The following is a 16,949-nucleotide window of genomic DNA, read 5'->3' as shown; positions in this document are numbered from 1 at the left end:
TTATTGATATTTAAGTAATAATATGGATTTCAACTTTTAATATACATCTGAGTAGTATCAAGACGTATAGGTTTAGGTGTGACGAAGCGCACTGGTCTAAGGGTTGTGTTTGTGCGATGCAATATAAGCATTGCGAGAACGTTTGGGCCAGACTGAGCAGTTTTCGATTTCTGTCTTTGACCTTTGTGTCGACTGGCCCGTGTTGGGTGTAACGCCCGGTTCCTTCGTCGGGGGACGATGACATGGCGGAAAAGAAACGTGCGATCGCTTTGGCTGGTGGTGGACCAGCAGTTGGTTTGAGCATCGGCGCCTTAAAAAGGTTGCGCTTGAACCCCGATCTCGACGAGGTGTGGGCCAGCCGTATCCTCGACATCAAACAGATCCGCCAACCCGAAAATCTTTATGACGCGCTGAACAATCTGGTGATGCTGTTTGCGGCAACCACCAGCGAAGATGACGTCAAGCTCTTCAAATACAAGGTTGCCGAAAGCGGGCGCGATATCCGGGGCATCGAAATCCCGGTTGAAGCCAATATCAGCTACGACTGGACGTGGGAAAACCTCGATCAAAGCATCGAGGACGGCTATTGCGCGACCAACGATGTTCTTTCTGCATATCGAAATACCACCGGCGACGTGACTGTTGCCAAACTTCTGGCGGCAAGTAACGACGCCGCCTGATGTCATCTGTGAATGTCAATTTTGGATATCCAAAGAATGAAGACTTTTGCGAATCTGAATATCGGGACCAAACTTTCCATTTTGCCGGTGATTGCGGTTATTGCGATCATCGCTGTCAGCCTGATTGGCGGGCGGGCCATCATGTCACTTTCTGATGGTCTGGAATTCGCTGTCAGCAAGGCATATCCCGAGGTCAAGGATATTGGCGAGATTGATCGCAATGTGACCCGGGTGCACCAGACCCTTTATCGCATGCTGTCCTGGTCAGCCGCCGGTGTTGAAGGCGACCGAATGGAAGCCGTTTCCCAGGATCTTGAAACCCAGATCGAAGAAGCGCGTCAGTCCTTTGTGACGTTGCTTGAAAACGAAAGTCTCCCAGAATCCGGTCGCCAGATGTCGGTTGATGCGCAGGAACGCTTTGATGGTTACCTCGGCAAGGTCAATCAGGTCCTTGGCATGCTCGACATTGATTACACTGGCGCGCTCAGCTTTTCCTGGTCTGCACAATCCGACTATGAAGCACTGATGGACATTCTTTCCAAGCTGCGCGGAACCGCAGAGCTTAGAATGGACAGTGCGAGCGGTGCGGCCATGGCGGTTGGCAGTTCCGCACAGGATCAGACAATTATCGCGGCTGTGTCGGCATCCATCGCCATGGCGGTGATCAGTTTTGTCATCGCAAGCCTGATCGGGGCGCCGGTCAAGAAGCTGACGCATGTGATGCGCGAAATTGCCGAAGGCAAAACCGACATATCGGTTCCCTATACCGCGCGCAAGGATGAGATGGGCAAGATGGCCGATGCGGTTGAGGTGTTCCGCAAGAACGCCGAAAGCCTTGAGGCCGCCGAAGAACAGCGCCTGCAGGACGAAGCCCGCGCGGTCGAGGAAAAACGCCAGATCATGCAGGAACTGGCGCGCGATATTGAAACGTCGGTACAGGGCACAGCAACGGCAGTCAGTGCCGCGATCGAGGAAATCGGCGCATCCGCATCGGCCCTTCTCGACAATGCCGAGCGCACCGACCATCAGAGCGAAAACGCCTTTGATGCATCCGGCAAGTCCAGCCACAACATGGGCGAGATCGCCCAAGCAGCGTCCGGTCTGGCTTCGGCGATTGCCAATATCAGCGAGGAAATCCAGAAAAGTAGCCGTCAGGCACAGGAAGCCAGCGAGCAGGCCCGCGACGCGGATGAGAAAATCCGCCGTCTTGAAGAAGCCAGCATCCGTATCGAGGATGTCGCTGCCCTGATTGGCAATATTGCCGAACAGACCAATCTTCTGGCCCTTAATGCCACGATTGAATCGGCCCGTGCCGGTGAGGCCGGCAAAGGGTTTGCCGTTGTTGCCAACGAGGTCAAAAACCTTGCCAGCCAGACGGCGAAATCGACCGAGGAAATTGCATCTGAAATTGCCAATGTCCGTGCCGAAACCGGACAGGCGGTCGAAGCGATCCGAACGATTGTCGAAAGTGTTCAGGGCATCAACGAAATTCTGAGACTGACGGCTGAATCTGTCATGGAGCAAGGCAATGCGACAGGCCAGATCAGCACCAGTATCACCGAGGCTGCCGGTTATGCGGAAACCGTGTCAGGCGGCATCGGTGATGTGCGCGACATTGCCCGGGCGACCCGTGATTCTGCGGGAAGTGTGGGCGAGGCAACCGCAGAGCTTAGCCGCGAAATGGCAGGGCTAAGCAGTTCGGTTGATGGTCTTGTTGCACGGCTGCGCGCCGTCTGACGGACCTTTGTGTTCATTTGTTTCAACCAACCAATCGTCAATCACGACATCTATCTATGATCAACAAGGGAAATTCAGGATGAATAAGGTTTTGCGTTCTTTCGGTGCGGCTCTGGCGTCGTTGCTGATGGTTTTGAGTGTATCGTCGGCCATGGCCCAGGATAAGGAAGCAACCGCCAAGGATCTGGTGGATAAGGCAATCGCCCTTTATGACGACGTCGGGCAGGAGAAATCCTTTGATATGTTCAACGACAAGTCCGGTGAATTCGTATTTGACGAGTTTTACGTCATTGTTGCTGATGGCGAAAAAGGCACGTTCCTGACACACGCGATCAACCCGAAGCTTGTTAACAACCCGGGCCTTTGGGACCTTCAGGATGTGAACAGCAAGTTCATCATTCGTGACATGGTCGAAACCGGAAAGGCATCGCCGGATGGTGGTTGGTCCAACTACACCTGGACTCATCCGCAGACCAAAAAACTTGCCGAAAAGAAAACCTGGGTGAAAGCCCATGACGGCAAGATTTTCATGGTGGGCTATTACGACTAAGAAGTAATAATTTCCAAAAAGCAAAAACCGCCTTCGGGCGGTTTTTGTGTTTCAAGTAAAATGGATCAATTTGTAAAATATTTGTTAAGTTAAATGAGTGGGATTTCGAGCGCATAGTTTAGAAAATACTTAACATGACTCTGATCAAAAGTGCGATTTAGTATATAAATCGCCAGATTTAATATATCTAAGTATACGTAGTCGCTCATTTTGTCACATCACTATTGAAGAATTGTCTCAAATGTAGCGGCTTAAAATCATTATAATGATGGCTGTATCTACAGGTCCGCAAAGACGGACTGGTATCTCCTGGGGGTGAGCGGTGGTGCACGCGATGGCATTTTTATCGTTTGCGCCATGTTGTTTGGACCGAACCATTCGGTTTTCAACAAGGAGATCGCGACGTGGAAAAGATCAAACGAGCTATCTTTCTGTCAGGCGGCGGGCCTGCTGTTGGCTTAAGCATCGGGGTGCTTAAGCGTCTGCAGCAGGAACCGGATATAAAATTTGATATCTGGTCGTCTGCCTGTATCGGCGCTTGGCTCTCGGTTGCCTGGCATCAGGCCGACGAGGGTCAGGAACTCGACCAGACCATCGCCTTCTTTCGTAAAATTTTCCGACCCGCAAGTGTCTATGAACGGTTCCCGATTGCATCGGCCTTTGCACCGGACTTCTTTTCTGATTTCACCAACAAACTCAATTACTTCTTTAACCCTAATAGCTATCAGGGGCTGATCGTGCCGGACGCCATCGGCGAGGCCGTTGAACATGTGCAGCATTTTATGGGCAATCCGAAATACTGGACGCCGCACAATTTCAACGATGTTTTGCTAAACGGTTTTCTGGCGGCAAATCCCCTGTCGCGTCTTCTGGTCGGATCTATCTATCAGACCCAGACCAAGGGACTGGCCAAGATCTATTCACCCGACAGCATGTTTTTGGACCGGCTGAACTTTGATCGCCTTTATCAGCCCGACAAGCCGGCCATGTTCCACAACGCCTATAACCTGTCCAAGCAGCGGCTTGAACTTTTCACCAACAAACCCGATCACTACGACCTGCCACAGATGAACGCGCAGACGCTGTGTGCCTGTTCTGCCTTGCCGTTTATCGAAGAGCCGGTCGAAATCAACGGCGATACCTATTGCGAGGGGGCGACTGTTGATACGGTCAACTTCTTTGATTTCTTGCGCCTGCATCCGGATGTCGATGAGGTCTGGGTCAGTCGAATTCTTGATCTTAAGCAGGTGCGTCAGCCTGAAAACCTGTATGACGCGCTGAATAACCTGATCATGCTGTTTGCCGCATCGGCCAGCGAAGATGCTGTTGCAGCCTTCAAACGTGAAGTCGCCGAAAGTGGCCGCAAGATCGATATCGTTGAAATCCCGGTTTCCCCGCACATCAACTATGACTGGACGTGGGAAAACCTTGATCGCGGGATCGAGGATGGTTTTGAGTCAACTGATCACATGATTGCGGATTACCGCCAACGCAAACGTCAGGAAAAGTCTGTTAAAAGTTTGCGAGAGGGCGCGATGCGCATTCTGCCTGAATTCCAAAGCCGGTTTCCGCGCTTTGTCTGAGTAACAAAAAAAAGGGCCGCATCATGCGGCCCTTTTGATTTTTGGCTTATTCCGCCGCCTTGAGGTGTTCGGGCGGGTTGCGGAACTGTTCAAGCAGTTCGGCTTCGCGCACCTTGACCTTGGCAATGTGTTCTTCCTTGACGTGGCCGTAACCGCGAATGTGTTCGGGCAGGGCTAGCAACGCCTTGGCGATGCGGGCATTTTCGTGGTTAAGGCCGTCAAGGACCTCGGTTACCAGTTTCTCATAATCCGTGATCAACTGGCGTTCGATCTTGCGTTCCGGGTTGCGGCCAAACGGATCAAGTTTGGTACCCCGCAGGAACTTCAGTTTCGCCAGCATGCGGAATGTCGACATCATCCATGGACCGTAAACCGACTTTTGCGGCTTGCCACTCTCCGGATCGACATTGGCAAGTGACGGCGGTGCCAGATGGAAGTTGATCTTGTAATCCCCCGTAAAGGTCTGGGTGACCTTCCTCATGAATGCCGGATCAGTGTAAAGACGGGCAACCTCATACTCGTCCTTATAGGCCAGCAGTTTGAAGTAGTATTTCGCAACTGTCCGGGCCAGATCATCTTCATCGCCAAGGCGTTTCTCGGCCGCTGCAACCTTATCAACAAGGTCGGTGAAACGATCGGCGTAGGCCGCGTTCTGATAATCGGTCAGGAACGCACGGCGCTTGGCGACGATATCGGAAAGCTCGGTCGCAATCGGGTGGGCTTCGGCCTCGTTCGGGCCGACGATCCCGATCACGCGGTCGCGGTCATGGGCATACAGGCGGCCCCAATGGAAGGACTGCTTGTTCATGTCAATCGACACGCCATTAAGCTCAATCGCCTGCATAAGCGCCTCTTCACTGATCGGGATCAGACCGCGCTGCCAGGCAACGCCCAGCATGAACAGGTTGGTCGCAATCGAGTTGCCCATCAGGCGGGTCGCAATGTCGCTGCCTTCAACGAAATGAACCGCATCAGATCCACAGGCGTCACTGATGACCTTCATATGTTCGTTGGTTTTAAGCTCAAAATCCGGGTTGTGGGTAAAGGCGCCGGTGACGGTTTCATGGGTGTTGATCACCGCCTGGGTAAAGTTCCGGCGCATTTTGGCAAGCCCTTCATAGCTTGCCGCAACCAGAAGGTCACAGCCCAGAACCACATTGGCTTCACCGGCCGGAATGCGCGCGGCATGCAGCTTGTTTTGGTCATTGGCAAAGCGGATATGGCTGACAACAGCCCCGCCTTTTTGTGCCAAGCCCGCCATATCAAGGCCGACAATACCCTTACCCTCGATGTGGGCAGCCATACCAAGAAGTGCGCCGATGGTGACAACGCCGGTGCCACCAACACCCGTGACCAGAACCGACCATGGTTCGTCAATTTTGGGCAGGGTCGGGCGCGGCAGGCTGGCAAAGACTGCATCGGTACCGGTATCACCCTTGGCGGCGGCATCAGGTTTGCGAAGTTCGCCGCCTTCGATGGTGACAAAGCTTGGGCAGAAGCCCTTGAGGCAGGAGAAATCCTTGTTGCACGCCGACTGGTCAATCGCGCGTTTGCGGCCAAACTCGGTTTCGACCGGCACAACGGCAAGGCAGTTGGACTGTTCGCCACAATCACCGCAGCCTTCGCAGACCAGATCATTGATAAACACGCGCTTGGGCGGATCAACCATCAGTTTGCGTTTGCGACGGCGGCGTTTTTCGGCCGCACAGGTCTGATCAAAGATCAGGATCGAAACGCCTTCGATTTCACGCAATTCTTTCTGGGTGTCTTCCAGCGTATCACGATGGCGGATGTCGACACCCGGCGCAAAGTCCGCACCCATCGGATATTTTTCGGGCTCGTCCGACAAAACGATGATGCGTTTGGCACCTTCGTCAAACATCTGGCGCGTGATTTGCGGCACGGTCAGTGGCCCGTCAACCGGCTGTCCGCCGGTCATGGCGACCGCGTCGTTAAACAGGATCTTATAGGTGATGTTCACACCCGATGCGACTGCGGCACGCACGGCGAGGGAGCCTGAATGGTAATAGGTGCCATCGCCGAGGTTCTGGAAAACGTGCTTTGTATGGGTGAACGGTGCCTGTCCGATCCATGTCGCACCTTCGCCGCCCATATGGGTAAAGGTCTCGGTGGATCGATCCATCCAGTTGACCATGTAATGGCACCCGATACCGGCCATGGCGCGGCTGCCTTCGGGCACCTTGGTCGAAGTGTTATGCGGGCAACCCGGGCAGAACCACGGAATGCGTGCAACGTCCGGGCGCGGTTCGGCAATTTCCTTTTCTTTTTCGGCAAGCCAGTCGATGCGTTCATGAATGGCCGGGCTGTCATAGAACCGCTTGATCCGTTCGGCCAGAACCACGGCAACACGGGCCGGGGTCAGTTCGTCCATCGATGGCAGGATCCATTCGCCCTTTTCATCGAACTTGCCGATCACGGTCGGACGAACGTCTTCGCGCCAGTTATAAAGCTGTTCCTTGACCTGGTTTTCCATCACCGCGCGCTTTTCTTCGACGACGATGATTTCCTCAAGCCCCAGGGCAAACTCGCGGACATCCTCGCGGTTCAGCGGCCAGCTCATGCCGACCTTAAGCACGCGAATGCCGATCTTCGCAGCGTCTTCTTCGGAAATGCCAAGGTCATCAAATGCCTGCATGACATCGAGATAGGCCTTGCCGGTGGTAATGATGCCAAGCCGCGCATTCGGGCTGTCGATCACGGTTTTATTCAGCTTGTTCGCCCGCGCATATGCCAGTGCGGCATAGAGCTTGTATTTCATCAGGCGATGTTCCTGCTCCTTGGGCGTGTCGGGCCATCGGATATGCAGGCCGCCCTCGGGCATGGGGAAGTCGGTCGGGATGACGGGGGTAATGCGATCCGGGGCGACATCGGCCGCGGCCGAACTTTCAACCGTTTCGGCGATGGTTTTCATCGCCACCCAGCAACCGGAATAGCGGCTCATCGCCCAGCCATGCAGGCCGTAATCGAGAATGTCCTGAACGCCGGATGGGTTCAGAACCGGGATCTGCGCATCGATAAAGGCATATTCGGTCTGATGGGGCAGGGTGGATGATTTGCAACTGTGGTCATCACCGGCCAGAACCAGAACACCGCCATGCTTGGACGTGCCGGCATGGTTGGCGTGTTTGAAAACGTCACCGGACCGGTCAACACCCGGGCCCTTGCCGTACCACATGCCAAAGACGCCATCATATTTGGCATCCTTGTACATATTGACCTGCTGACTGCCCCAGACGACGGTGGCAGCAAGGTCTTCGTTCACACCCGGCTGAAATTCGATCTGCTGTTTGGTCAGGAATTTTTGGGCGCGCCAAAGTTGCTGATCCAGTCCACCCAGCGGCGATCCGCGATAACCCGAAATGCATCCGGCGGTATTCAGCCCCGCGCGCGCATCAAGCTGGCGCTGCATCAGGGGCAAACGGACCAGAGCCTGGATACCTGTAAGGTAAACCCGGCCTTCCTCAAGCGTGTATTTGTCGTCGAGTTGGACTGCCGCCAATTGTTGTGCCATGACCGGTCTCCCTGGGATCTCTCTGATATGCGGGGTCATTTCGGGCCCAATGCACTGCTTTTATTGATATGGGTGTTTGTGCAGTGTTCCGGTATGACCTTTAATTTATCTGTCAGGTCGGGTGTGCGGGACCTGTGCCTGACCTTGAAATGGTAATAAAGACTGACCTTTTTTCAAAGCGAAGTCGCATCGCACTATGCAAAACGCCTGATTGCATCTGTTGACGTAAGGTCAACTTATTATTTACTTATTCCGGTACCGATTTGCGCGCAATAAAATTGCGGCACTGTTGCGCTGCGAAATTGCAAATAGGGCCGAGTCTGTGCTCGGCGGTGAAAATCGGGCGTGTTAAGTTTTAGTCGGGTTTCGGGTGCGCACAGCAAGGAGCGTGAAATGGAACAGCGTGTTTCGCTGATTACTCTGGGTGTTGCGGATCTGGATCGATCGCGGCGTTTTTACGAAGGTGGCCTTGGTTGGCAGATGACCGAAATGGTCGAAGGGCAGGTGGTGTTTTACCAACTCTCCAATGGTTTGGCCCTTGGTCTGTTCGGGCGCGAAGCGCTTAAGGAAGACGGGCACTTTGATGACGACACAGGTGCCAGCTTTGCAGGATTGACGCTGGCTTATAACGCGCGCAGCGAAGAAGAAGTCGATCAGGTGATGGCGGAGGCGCAAAAAGCCGGAGCCAAAATCCAGAAACCGGCCGAGAAGGTATTTTGGGGTGGGTATTCCGGTTATTTCCGTGATCCGGATGGCCATGCGTGGGAAGTGGCGTTTAATCCGTTCTGGGAAATTGACGAGAAGGGCAATCTGCACATCCCGCCACAGAAAACCGAGTAGGGCGCATCCATCGCGCCATCACGGCATCACTGCATACTTACACAGCATGGGCAGCAATTTGCTGCCCGTTTTCGTAGATATTCCAAAGTACAGTTGCATCGGGGATAATTTACTTTTACATCGAACGGGATGTAGTTTTAATCCAAGCTTTCAAGGGGGATAAGGTTTTGAGTTGGATCGAGCAGTTTCCGGGGCTGTCACGTTTGCCCGATGCCATCCGATCCTACCTTGTCGAAGAAAGCAAGATCGTCACCGTTCCGGCCAATACGGTCATTTTCGGACCGGGCAAATCGCCGGAACATTTGTTGCTGCTACTTGATGGCACAGTGCGTGTGCAGCAAACATCCGATACCGGTCGTGAAATCGTTCTTTATCGGGTTCATGCGGGTGAAAGCTGCGTTCTGACCACGGCCTGCCTTCTGGCTTACGAGGATTACTCGGCAGAGGGCATTGCCGAAACTGAAACCCGCGCAGTGGCGATCCCGCGCAAGGTGTTTGACAAGCTTGTCTCGGACTCAATCGAGTTCCGCCAGTTTGTCTTTACCGCCTATTCCAAACGCATCACCGACCTGTTCATGGTGATTGAAGAAATCGCGTTCCAGAAGCTTGATATCCGTCTGGCCCACAAGCTGATCGAACTGGCCGGGGACAATGATACGGTGTCAGCAACCCATCAGAAACTGGCGGTCGAACTGGGCTCTGCCCGTGAAGTGATTTCGCGCCAGCTTCAGGAATTTCAGCGTCGGGGCTGGATCGAACAATCGCGCGGCACCATCCGGCTGATTGATCGTGCGGCGTTGGAAAAACTGGCGCAGAGCTAGGATTTTACCCGCAAGCACGGCCGCCCTGCGACTTTAGAATTATTAAGTGTTAATGTTTCGATGTTTGGTGACTTCATCACTGAAGTGCACATCGCGAACTCCTAAAATAAAGACCATAGCCAGATGTTTTGTCCGCAAACAACGCGGGCAAGGGATATCGCAAATCCATCCGGTGCGCGCCAGTCATAAGGCGGCACGGAGGCAGTTGTTTAGGAGGACTTCATGTCTGCATACCCGGTCAATATGTCCGTAAAACCCGAAGTTACGGCCTTTTTCGACGAAGACACCAACACGATCAGCTATGTGGTTAAGGACCCGGAAAGCAACGCCTGTGCGGTTGTCGATTCCGTGATGGATATCGATTATGCGGCGGGTCGGATCACCTTTACCCACGCCGATAACATCATTGCCTTTATCAAGGATAATAGCCTGAAACTGGAATGGATCATCGAGACCCATGTCCATGCCGACCATTTGTCGGCCGCACCCTATATTCAGGAAAAGCTTGGCGGCAAGCTTGGTATCGGCAGCAAGATCACGGTTGTGCAGGACACGTTTGGCAAGGTGTTTAACGAAGGCACCGAATTCCAGCGTGATGGCAGTCAGTTTGATCGCCTGTTTGAAGATGGCGATACCTATCAGGTTGGATCCATGACCTGCTTTGCCATCTATACCCCGGGTCATACCCCCGCCTGCATGGTGCATGTCATGGGCGATGCCGCCTTTGTCGGCGATACCCTGTTCATGCCTGATGGCGGCTCGGCCCGTGCCGACTTCCCGGGCGGTGACGCCGGGACGCTTTATGACAGCATCCAAAAGCTTCTGGCCCTGCCGGACGATATGCGTCTGTTCATGTGCCACGACTACGGCCCCAATGGTCGCGAGATCAAGTGGGAAACCACCGTCGGCGAAGAGAAAAAGCACAACATTCACGTTGGCGAAGGCAAAACCCGCGAAGACTTCATCAAGTTCCGCACCGAGCGTGATGCCCAGCTTGATATGCCGCGTCTGATCATCCCGTCGCTTCAGGTCAATATGCGCGCCGGTCAGGTGCCGACGGATAGCAGCGGCAAAAAAATGCTGAAAGTCCCGGTAAACGGGCTGTGATCAACACTCAGGTGAGGAAAAGCCATGGAAATCAAAACAATAAGCAATGGGTTCTCAGTCAGTCCGCAGATCGTTGCAGACGATATCAAGGAAATCGCCAAGCGCGGCTTCCGGTCCATCGTCTGTAACCGCCCGGACGGCGAGGGCGCCGATCAGCCAACCTTTGAAGAGATTTCAAACGCGGCGAAGGAAGCCGGGCTTGAGGTCCGCTATCAGCCGATTGTGTCGGGCAAGGTCAGCGATGATGATGCCCGTGACTTTGGTCGCCTTTATGATGAATTGCCCAAGCCGGTCTTTGCCTATTGCCGCACTGGCACCCGTTCAACGACACTTTGGTCGCTAAGCCAGGCTGCGCATCTTGATACCAGCGAAATCCTTCGCGCCACCAAGGCGGCCGGTTATGACATGGGCGGTGTTGTCCGCCGGATTGTGAATGGCGGCAAGACGCCGACCGATCAGGGCGACGCAAAATATGACGTCGTGATCATCGGTGGCGGTGCTGCCGGTATTTCGGTGGCATCCAGCCTGATCGCCCGTCGTTCCGGTCTTGAGATTGCAGTAATCGATCCGGCCGATATCCACTATTACCAGCCGGGCTGGACCATGGTTGGCGGTGGCGTGTTTGAAGCCAGCACCACGGCCCAGACCATGGGATCGCTGATCCCCAAGGGCGTGCACTGGATTAAGGCCGCCGTCGCCGCGTTTGAGCCGCAAGACGATGCTGTCATCCTTGATGGGTGCCGGGTGGTCAAATATGACCGTCTGATCGTTTGCCCGGGGCTTAAGCTTGACTGGAACCGGGTTGAAGGTCTGGTCGAGACGCTCGGCCGCAATGGTGTAACGTCGAACTATCGTTATGATCTTGCCCCTTACACGTGGGAACTGGTTTCCTCGATGCGCGAAGGCAAGGCGATCTTTACCCAGCCGCCGATGCCGATCAAATGTGCTGGTGCGCCGCAAAAGGCGATGTATCTCTCGGCCGATCATTGGCATCGCACCGGTGTTTTGAAGAACATTGATATCGATTTCTGCAATGCCGGTGGCGTGCTGTTCGGGGTTAAGGACTATGTCCCGGCCCTTGAAAGCTATGTGAAGAAATACGACGCACATCTCGATTTCTTCCACAATCTGGTGGCGATTGACGGTCAGGCGAAAAAGGCCTGGTTCGATGTCGCCAAGCCAGATACCAAGGTTGAACGCGTTGAGAAGTCGTTTGACATGATCCATGTCTGCCCGCCGCAGGTGGCACCGGACTTCATTCGTGTGTCCCCGCTGGCGGATGCCGCCGGATGGGTGGATGTCGATCAGGCGACCCTTCGCCACAAGTCATTTACAAACATCTGGTCGCTGGGCGATGTGATGAATGCCCCCAACGCCAAAACGGCTGCTGCGGCCCGTAAACAGGCCCCGGTTGTTGCCGAGAACGTGGTTGCCGACATCGAGGGCAAATCCCCGGTCGCGCAATATGACGGTTATGGGTCCTGCCCGCTGACTGTGGAACGCGGCCGCATCGTTCTGGCCGAATTCGGGTATGGCGGAACGCTTTTGCCGTCCTTCCCGAAATGGCTGATTGACGGCACCAAACCGTCCCACCTTGCCTGGTTGCTTAAGGAAAAGCTGCTGCCGCCGATCTATTGGAAGGCGATGCTGCGCGGTAAGGAATGGCTGGCCAAGCCTGAAAAAGTCACCGGCGCCTAAAACACCCTTCGTCCAAGGCAGCGTGCGCGTTGCCTTGGATCAACCTTGATCTAAGAGATCGATCAATGCGTTTCAAAATGCTTCGGAAATATGTCCCGATTTTTGACTGGGGACAGACCTATGACAGGACGGCCTTTGGCAATGACATGATTGCAGCCGTGATCGTGACGATCATGCTGATCCCGCAATCGCTTGCCTATGCGTTGCTGGCCGGTCTGCCACCCGAGGCCGGGCTTTATGCCTCCATCGCGCCGATCATTCTTTATGCCATCTTTGGCACCAGCCGCGCACTTGCGGTCGGTCCGGTTGCGGTTGTTTCGCTGATGACGGCGGCGGCGGTGGGCAATATTGCCGAAACCGGCACCATGGGCTATGCGCTGGCCGCGCTGACGCTTGCCGCCCTTTCCGGGGCGATCCTGCTTGCGATGGGGGTGTTCAAGCTGGGTTTTTTGGCGAACTTCCTCTCACACCCGGTGATTGCCGGTTTCATCACTGCATCGGGCATGATCATTGCCGCCAGTCAGCTCAAACACATCCTTGGTGTGGATGCCAGCGGCCATAACCTCTGGGAAATTGTCGCCTTCCTGATTGCCCATATTCCCGAAACCAATCAGACGACCCTGATCATCGGCATTTGCGCCACCGGTTTTCTGTTCTGGGTGCGCAAGGGCCTTAAACCCGCCTTGCGCAAACTGGGCCTTGGCGTACGGGCTGCGGATGTCCTGACCAAGGCGGGCCCGGTCTTTGCTGTTTTCGCGACCACAGCAGCCACCTGGTATCTTGGTCTGGCTGATAAAGGGGTCAAGATCGTGGGCGAGGTTCCGCAAAGCCTGCCGCCGCTGACCATGCCGGACTTCAGCCCAGGACTGATGGTGGACCTTTTGGTGCCGGCGATCCTGATTTCAGTCATCGGATTTGTTGAATCGATCTCTGTCGCGCAGACGCTGGCGGCCAAACGACGTCAACGCATCAACCCGGACCAGGAATTGATTGGTCTGGGGGCTGCTAATATCGGAGCGTCCTTCACGGGCGGTTATCCGGTAACGGGTGGTTTTGCCCGCTCGGTCGTGAACTTTGATGCCGGGGCGCAGACACCTGCTGCCGGGGCCTTTACCGCTGTTGGTCTGGCGATTGCCGCCGTGGCGCTGACTCCGCTGGTTTATTTTCTGCCAAAGGCAACCCTTGCCGCGACCATCATTGTTGCGGTGCTGTCGCTGGTCGATTTCTCGATCCTGAAAACCAGTTGGCAATATTCCAAGGCGGATTTCATTGCGGTTCTGGCCACCATCCTTCTGACCCTTGGTCTTGGTGTCGAGGTCGGGGTGACCGCCGGTGTGGTTCTGTCGATCGGGCTGTTTTTGTATAAAACATCACGCCCGCATATTGCCGAGGTCGGCCTTGTGCCCGATACCCAGCATTTCCGCAACATCCTGCGTCATAAGGTCATCACCCATCCATCGGTCCTGACGATCCGGATTGATGAAAGCCTTTATTTCGCCAATGCGCGGTATCTGGAGGATTACCTCTATGACCGGGTGGTCGGGTGCAAGAACCTAAAGCATGTGGTTCTGATGTGCTCGGCCGTGAACGAGATCGATCTAAGCGCGCTTGAATCGCTTGAGGCGATCAATCACCGGCTTGAGGAAATGGGTATTTCCCTTCACATGTCCGAGGTCAAAGGCCCGGTGATGGATCGACTGAAAAAGACCCACTTCCTTGATGAACTGACCGGCGAGGTTTTCCTGTCCCAGTTCGAAGCTGTTTCGAAACTGACAGACGTGCAGGTGGCGGAAACACCACCAAGCACCGAACCAAAAATCAAACTGGTCTAGGACCGAAAATCGAAACCGGATTGAGTTTTCAGTCCGGTTTCTTTTTGCCATCGCGCAGATGGGTCAGGAAATAAATCAGCCCGCCGGCAAGCAAGCCCCAGAACGCGCCCGAAATCCCATAGAATGTCAGGCCAGCTGCGGTGACGATAAAGGTCACGGCGGCTGCTTCACGTCCGTCTTCGTCCTTGAAGGCTGCAACGGCTGATCCCGCAAACGCCCCAATCAGGGCGAGACCGGCAACCGCCTCAATCAGGATGCCCGGTGCCAGACTGATAAACGCGGTGACCAGCCCGGCCAGAAGCCCAAACACGATATAGAAAACGCCGCCTGATACCGCGGCCCAATACCGTTTGGCCGGATCGGGGTGGGCATCCTTGCCCGCACAAAGGGCGGCGGTGATGGCGGCAAGGTTTACCGCATGGCCGCCAAATGGGGCTGAGAGTAACGAGAAGATCCCGGTCACGGTAAAAAGCGGCCCCGGTGGGGTATCATAATCGTTGGCGCGCAGAACCGCTGTGCCCGGAATGTTTTGCGATGCCATGGTGACGATGAAAAGCGGCAAGGCAATGCCGACCAGTCCGGCCAATGTGAATTCCGGCATGACGAATTCAACGGGCGGCGCAATCGCCCCACCCAGATCGGCAAGGGCATTTTCAGGGAACTCAATGCCGAACACCATCACGGCAATAAAGGCCAACAAAGCGGCCGGGATGGCAAGCAACCGGTTGAACCGGCCCATGACAATCCATGCAATCACGATTGGAAGACCAAGCAACGGATCAAAGGCAACTGCCTTGACCGGGGCAAGGCACAGACCCAGCAACACACCGGCCAGCATCGCGTTTGCCAAGGGGGCCGGTATACCAGCAACCGCACGGCCCAGCGGCTTCCAAACGCCACTGATGATAATCAGGATGGCGCAAACGATGAACGCACCAACAGCAACCGCAAAGCCGCCCTCAATGGCACCGGATGTCGCCAGAAGGGCCGCACCGGGTGTGGACCACGCAATGCTGATCGGAAGGCGGGTTTTAAGGGATAAAACAATCGCGCAAAGGCCCATCGAAATGGATAGCGCCATCAGGCCCGATGCCGCCTGTTCCGGGCTTGCGCCAACGCCGGTAAGGCCTTGCAGCACAACCGCAAACGAACTGGCAGAGCCAACAAAACCGGCCAACAGGCCCATGAAAATACTTTGAGGCGAAATATCACGCAGCATGGGAGCTCCGCAGGATTGTAAGTCGTTGAAAGTATGGTGGCAAGCGCGCTGACCTTAACCAGAAGCACGAAGGCAGGCCAGTGAAAAAGAACAAGGCGCAACGGCGGTGCCGGGCGGCTGCAGCGTGGTATTGCTAAGGCGGGATGTCAGGGGGCAGCCAACATAGTTGCACGAACCAGAAACGGCGGTGCCTCGCGATGTTGCGTTAAAAAACCAACAGATGATTGATTTACATCATCGTCTAGGACGAAGAATTAAATAATTATAATGTTTTCAAATGGAGTGGACGATATTTCCTGACCAAGGAGCCTGACAATGACTGTATCCCCCCAGATTCGTGTCGGTCTGCCGCGGATCAATGAACCTGCACCGGATTTTACGGCCCCGACCACCGATGGTGTCAGAGCCCTGTCGGACTATCGCGGCAAATGGCTTGTCCTGTTTTCCCACCCTGCTGATTTCACCCCGGTTTGCACAACCGAATTTATCGCCTTTGCCAAACATGCCGATCAATTCGCCAAGCGCAATTGCGAATTGCTGGGCCTGTCGATTGACAGCACCCATTCGCACATTGCCTGGATGCGTAACATCCAGCAGAATTTTGGTGTGGAAATCCCGTTTCCGATTATTTCAGACCTGAAAATGGAAGTCGCCCAAGCCTATGGCATGATCCATCCGGGGGCGGGCGACACGTCTGCTGTGCGTGCGACCTTCATCATTGACCCGGATGGCATGTTGCGCGCCATGGTCTATTACCCAATGAGCAACGGGCGCTCCATTACCGAATGCCTGCGCATGATCGACGCCATGCAGACCAGCGACAAGAACGGTGTCGCCACCCCCGAAGGCTGGCAGCCGGGTGACAAGGTCATCGTCCCGCCGGCCCATACCGCCAAGGCCGCCGCGGAACGCGCATCCAATCCCGCCTATGATTATGTGGACTTCTATTTCTGCACAAAGTCCCTCTGATCAAAACCCCGATGTGCGGTCCCGGGGGCAAGGGGCCGTGCAAAGGCAAAACCCCGCCAGAGCAATCCGGCGGGGTTTTGTTTTAGAAGACCGAAACCATAATAAGTCGTGTTGTTGTTAATTCGAAGAATCAGTTGCCAAGATATCCACTATTCACATGAATCTGAAAAGTAAATTTGTCCCAAGTGAAATTGTTTCGCAGATTTTCTAAACGAAAATATAATCGTAAATTTTATATCCGTATTTTCGGTTTTTATTAGCTTGATCGGGTGAAGACTGTATTTGTTTGTTTCGTTTAAATCTGTATTCTTGTCATGTGTTTTTTTGTGAGATTTTATGGTTATTTTTTCTGGAAAATTCGAAATTTGTCCTAATTGTGGG

The 16,949-nt window shown here is 54.4% G+C and carries 13 protein-coding genes; 10 read left to right on the top strand and 3 right to left on the bottom strand.

Annotated features, from left to right (window positions below; genetic code table 11):
• Window positions 1–242 precede the first annotated feature (242 nt).
• The 4 genes from AC5Q5A_RS15685 (at window position 243) to AC5Q5A_RS15670 (ending at window position 4,550) form a co-directional block, all read left to right on the top strand.
• Window positions 243–680: a hypothetical protein gene (locus tag AC5Q5A_RS15685; protein WP_493895847.1), complete on the top strand. Its 438-nt coding sequence runs from the start codon at window positions 243–245 to the stop codon at window positions 678–680.
• A gap of 36 nt (window positions 681–716) precedes the next feature.
• Window positions 717–2,417, top strand: a complete 1,701-nt coding sequence (locus tag AC5Q5A_RS15680) for a methyl-accepting chemotaxis protein (RefSeq protein ID WP_493895846.1) — start codon at window positions 717–719, stop codon at window positions 2,415–2,417.
• Between the two features lie 79 nt (window positions 2,418–2,496).
• On the top strand, window positions 2,497–2,967 hold the full coding sequence (locus AC5Q5A_RS15675) for a cache domain-containing protein (protein ID WP_008891347.1): 471 nt from the start codon (window positions 2,497–2,499) through the stop codon (window positions 2,965–2,967).
• 404 nt (window positions 2,968–3,371) lie between these two features.
• Window positions 3,372–4,550: a patatin-like phospholipase family protein gene (locus AC5Q5A_RS15670; RefSeq protein ID WP_040824236.1), complete on the top strand. Its 1,179-nt coding sequence runs from the start codon at window positions 3,372–3,374 to the stop codon at window positions 4,548–4,550.
• Window positions 4,551–4,596: 46 nt separating this feature from the next.
• Here AC5Q5A_RS15670 and AC5Q5A_RS15665 read toward each other — a convergent pair whose 3' ends face one another.
• Window positions 4,597–8,082, bottom strand: coding sequence for an indolepyruvate ferredoxin oxidoreductase family protein (locus AC5Q5A_RS15665; RefSeq protein ID WP_493895845.1), 3,486 nt, complete (start codon window positions 8,080–8,082; stop codon window positions 4,597–4,599).
• A 393-nt stretch (window positions 8,083–8,475) separates the two neighbouring features.
• On the opposite strand from AC5Q5A_RS15665, the gene AC5Q5A_RS15660 reads away from it, so the two are divergent.
• The 5 genes from AC5Q5A_RS15660 (at window position 8,476) to AC5Q5A_RS15640 (ending at window position 14,380) form a co-directional block, all read left to right on the top strand.
• On the top strand, window positions 8,476–8,922 hold the full coding sequence (locus AC5Q5A_RS15660) for a VOC family protein (protein ID WP_493895844.1): 447 nt from the start codon (window positions 8,476–8,478) through the stop codon (window positions 8,920–8,922).
• A 167-nt stretch (window positions 8,923–9,089) separates the two neighbouring features.
• The gene (locus AC5Q5A_RS15655; RefSeq protein WP_210516787.1) at window positions 9,090–9,743 is read left to right on the top strand and encodes a Crp/Fnr family transcriptional regulator; all 654 of its coding nucleotides are present in this window, start codon (window positions 9,090–9,092) and stop codon (window positions 9,741–9,743) included.
• Window positions 9,744–9,965: 222 nt separating this feature from the next.
• Window positions 9,966–10,850 (top strand): MBL fold metallo-hydrolase, encoded by an 885-nt coding sequence (locus AC5Q5A_RS15650; protein ID WP_493895843.1) that lies wholly within the window; start codon window positions 9,966–9,968, stop codon window positions 10,848–10,850.
• Between the two features lie 24 nt (window positions 10,851–10,874).
• On the top strand, window positions 10,875–12,548 hold the full coding sequence (locus AC5Q5A_RS15645) for a bifunctional protein tyrosine phosphatase family protein/NAD(P)/FAD-dependent oxidoreductase (protein WP_493895842.1): 1,674 nt from the start codon (window positions 10,875–10,877) through the stop codon (window positions 12,546–12,548).
• Between the two features lie 65 nt (window positions 12,549–12,613).
• A complete protein-coding gene (locus AC5Q5A_RS15640; RefSeq protein WP_493895841.1) occupies window positions 12,614–14,380 on the top strand; it encodes a SulP family inorganic anion transporter in 1,767 nt (588 codons plus the stop codon).
• A 28-nt stretch (window positions 14,381–14,408) separates the two neighbouring features.
• On the opposite strand, the gene AC5Q5A_RS15635 is transcribed toward AC5Q5A_RS15640, so the two are convergent.
• Window positions 14,409–15,599 (bottom strand): benzoate/H(+) symporter BenE family transporter, encoded by a 1,191-nt coding sequence (locus AC5Q5A_RS15635; RefSeq protein WP_493895840.1) that lies wholly within the window; start codon window positions 15,597–15,599, stop codon window positions 14,409–14,411.
• A gap of 315 nt (window positions 15,600–15,914) precedes the next feature.
• Between AC5Q5A_RS15635 and AC5Q5A_RS15630 the strand changes: the two genes are divergently transcribed.
• Entirely contained in the window at window positions 15,915–16,568 is a 654-nt protein-coding gene (locus AC5Q5A_RS15630; protein WP_493895839.1) for a peroxiredoxin, read from the top strand.
• Between the two features lie 149 nt (window positions 16,569–16,717).
• Here AC5Q5A_RS15630 and AC5Q5A_RS15625 read toward each other — a convergent pair.
• Window positions 16,718–16,949 (bottom strand): hypothetical protein (locus tag AC5Q5A_RS15625; RefSeq protein WP_493895838.1); only part of this gene is annotated, 232 nt, incomplete at its 5' end.

The sequence above is a fragment of the Thalassospira sp. CA1 genome, assembly GCF_059052855.1.
Note: the sequence above shows the minus strand (reverse complement) of the source record. Positions and strands in the feature narration are given on the sequence as shown.

Excerpts from the sequence above, each read along its gene's own strand:
- AC5Q5A_RS15685 (WP_493895847.1), top strand. The coding sequence starts at position 243 with ATGGCGGAAAAGAAACGTGCGATCGCTTTGGCTGGTGGTGGACCAGCA.
- AC5Q5A_RS15680 (WP_493895846.1), top strand. The coding sequence starts at position 717 with ATGAAGACTTTTGCGAATCTGAATATCGGGACCAAACTTTCCATTTTG.
- AC5Q5A_RS15675 (WP_008891347.1), top strand. The coding sequence starts at position 2,497 with ATGAATAAGGTTTTGCGTTCTTTCGGTGCGGCTCTGGCGTCGTTGCTG.
- AC5Q5A_RS15665 (WP_493895845.1), bottom strand. The coding sequence starts at position 8,082 with ATGGCACAACAATTGGCGGCAGTCCAACTCGACGACAAATACACGCTT.
- AC5Q5A_RS15660 (WP_493895844.1), top strand. The coding sequence starts at position 8,476 with ATGGAACAGCGTGTTTCGCTGATTACTCTGGGTGTTGCGGATCTGGAT.
- AC5Q5A_RS15650 (WP_493895843.1), top strand. The coding sequence starts at position 9,966 with ATGTCTGCATACCCGGTCAATATGTCCGTAAAACCCGAAGTTACGGCC.
- AC5Q5A_RS15645 (WP_493895842.1), top strand. The coding sequence starts at position 10,875 with ATGGAAATCAAAACAATAAGCAATGGGTTCTCAGTCAGTCCGCAGATC.
- AC5Q5A_RS15640 (WP_493895841.1), top strand. The coding sequence starts at position 12,614 with ATGCGTTTCAAAATGCTTCGGAAATATGTCCCGATTTTTGACTGGGGA.
- AC5Q5A_RS15635 (WP_493895840.1), bottom strand. The coding sequence starts at position 15,599 with ATGCTGCGTGATATTTCGCCTCAAAGTATTTTCATGGGCCTGTTGGCC.
- AC5Q5A_RS15630 (WP_493895839.1), top strand. The coding sequence starts at position 15,915 with ATGACTGTATCCCCCCAGATTCGTGTCGGTCTGCCGCGGATCAATGAA.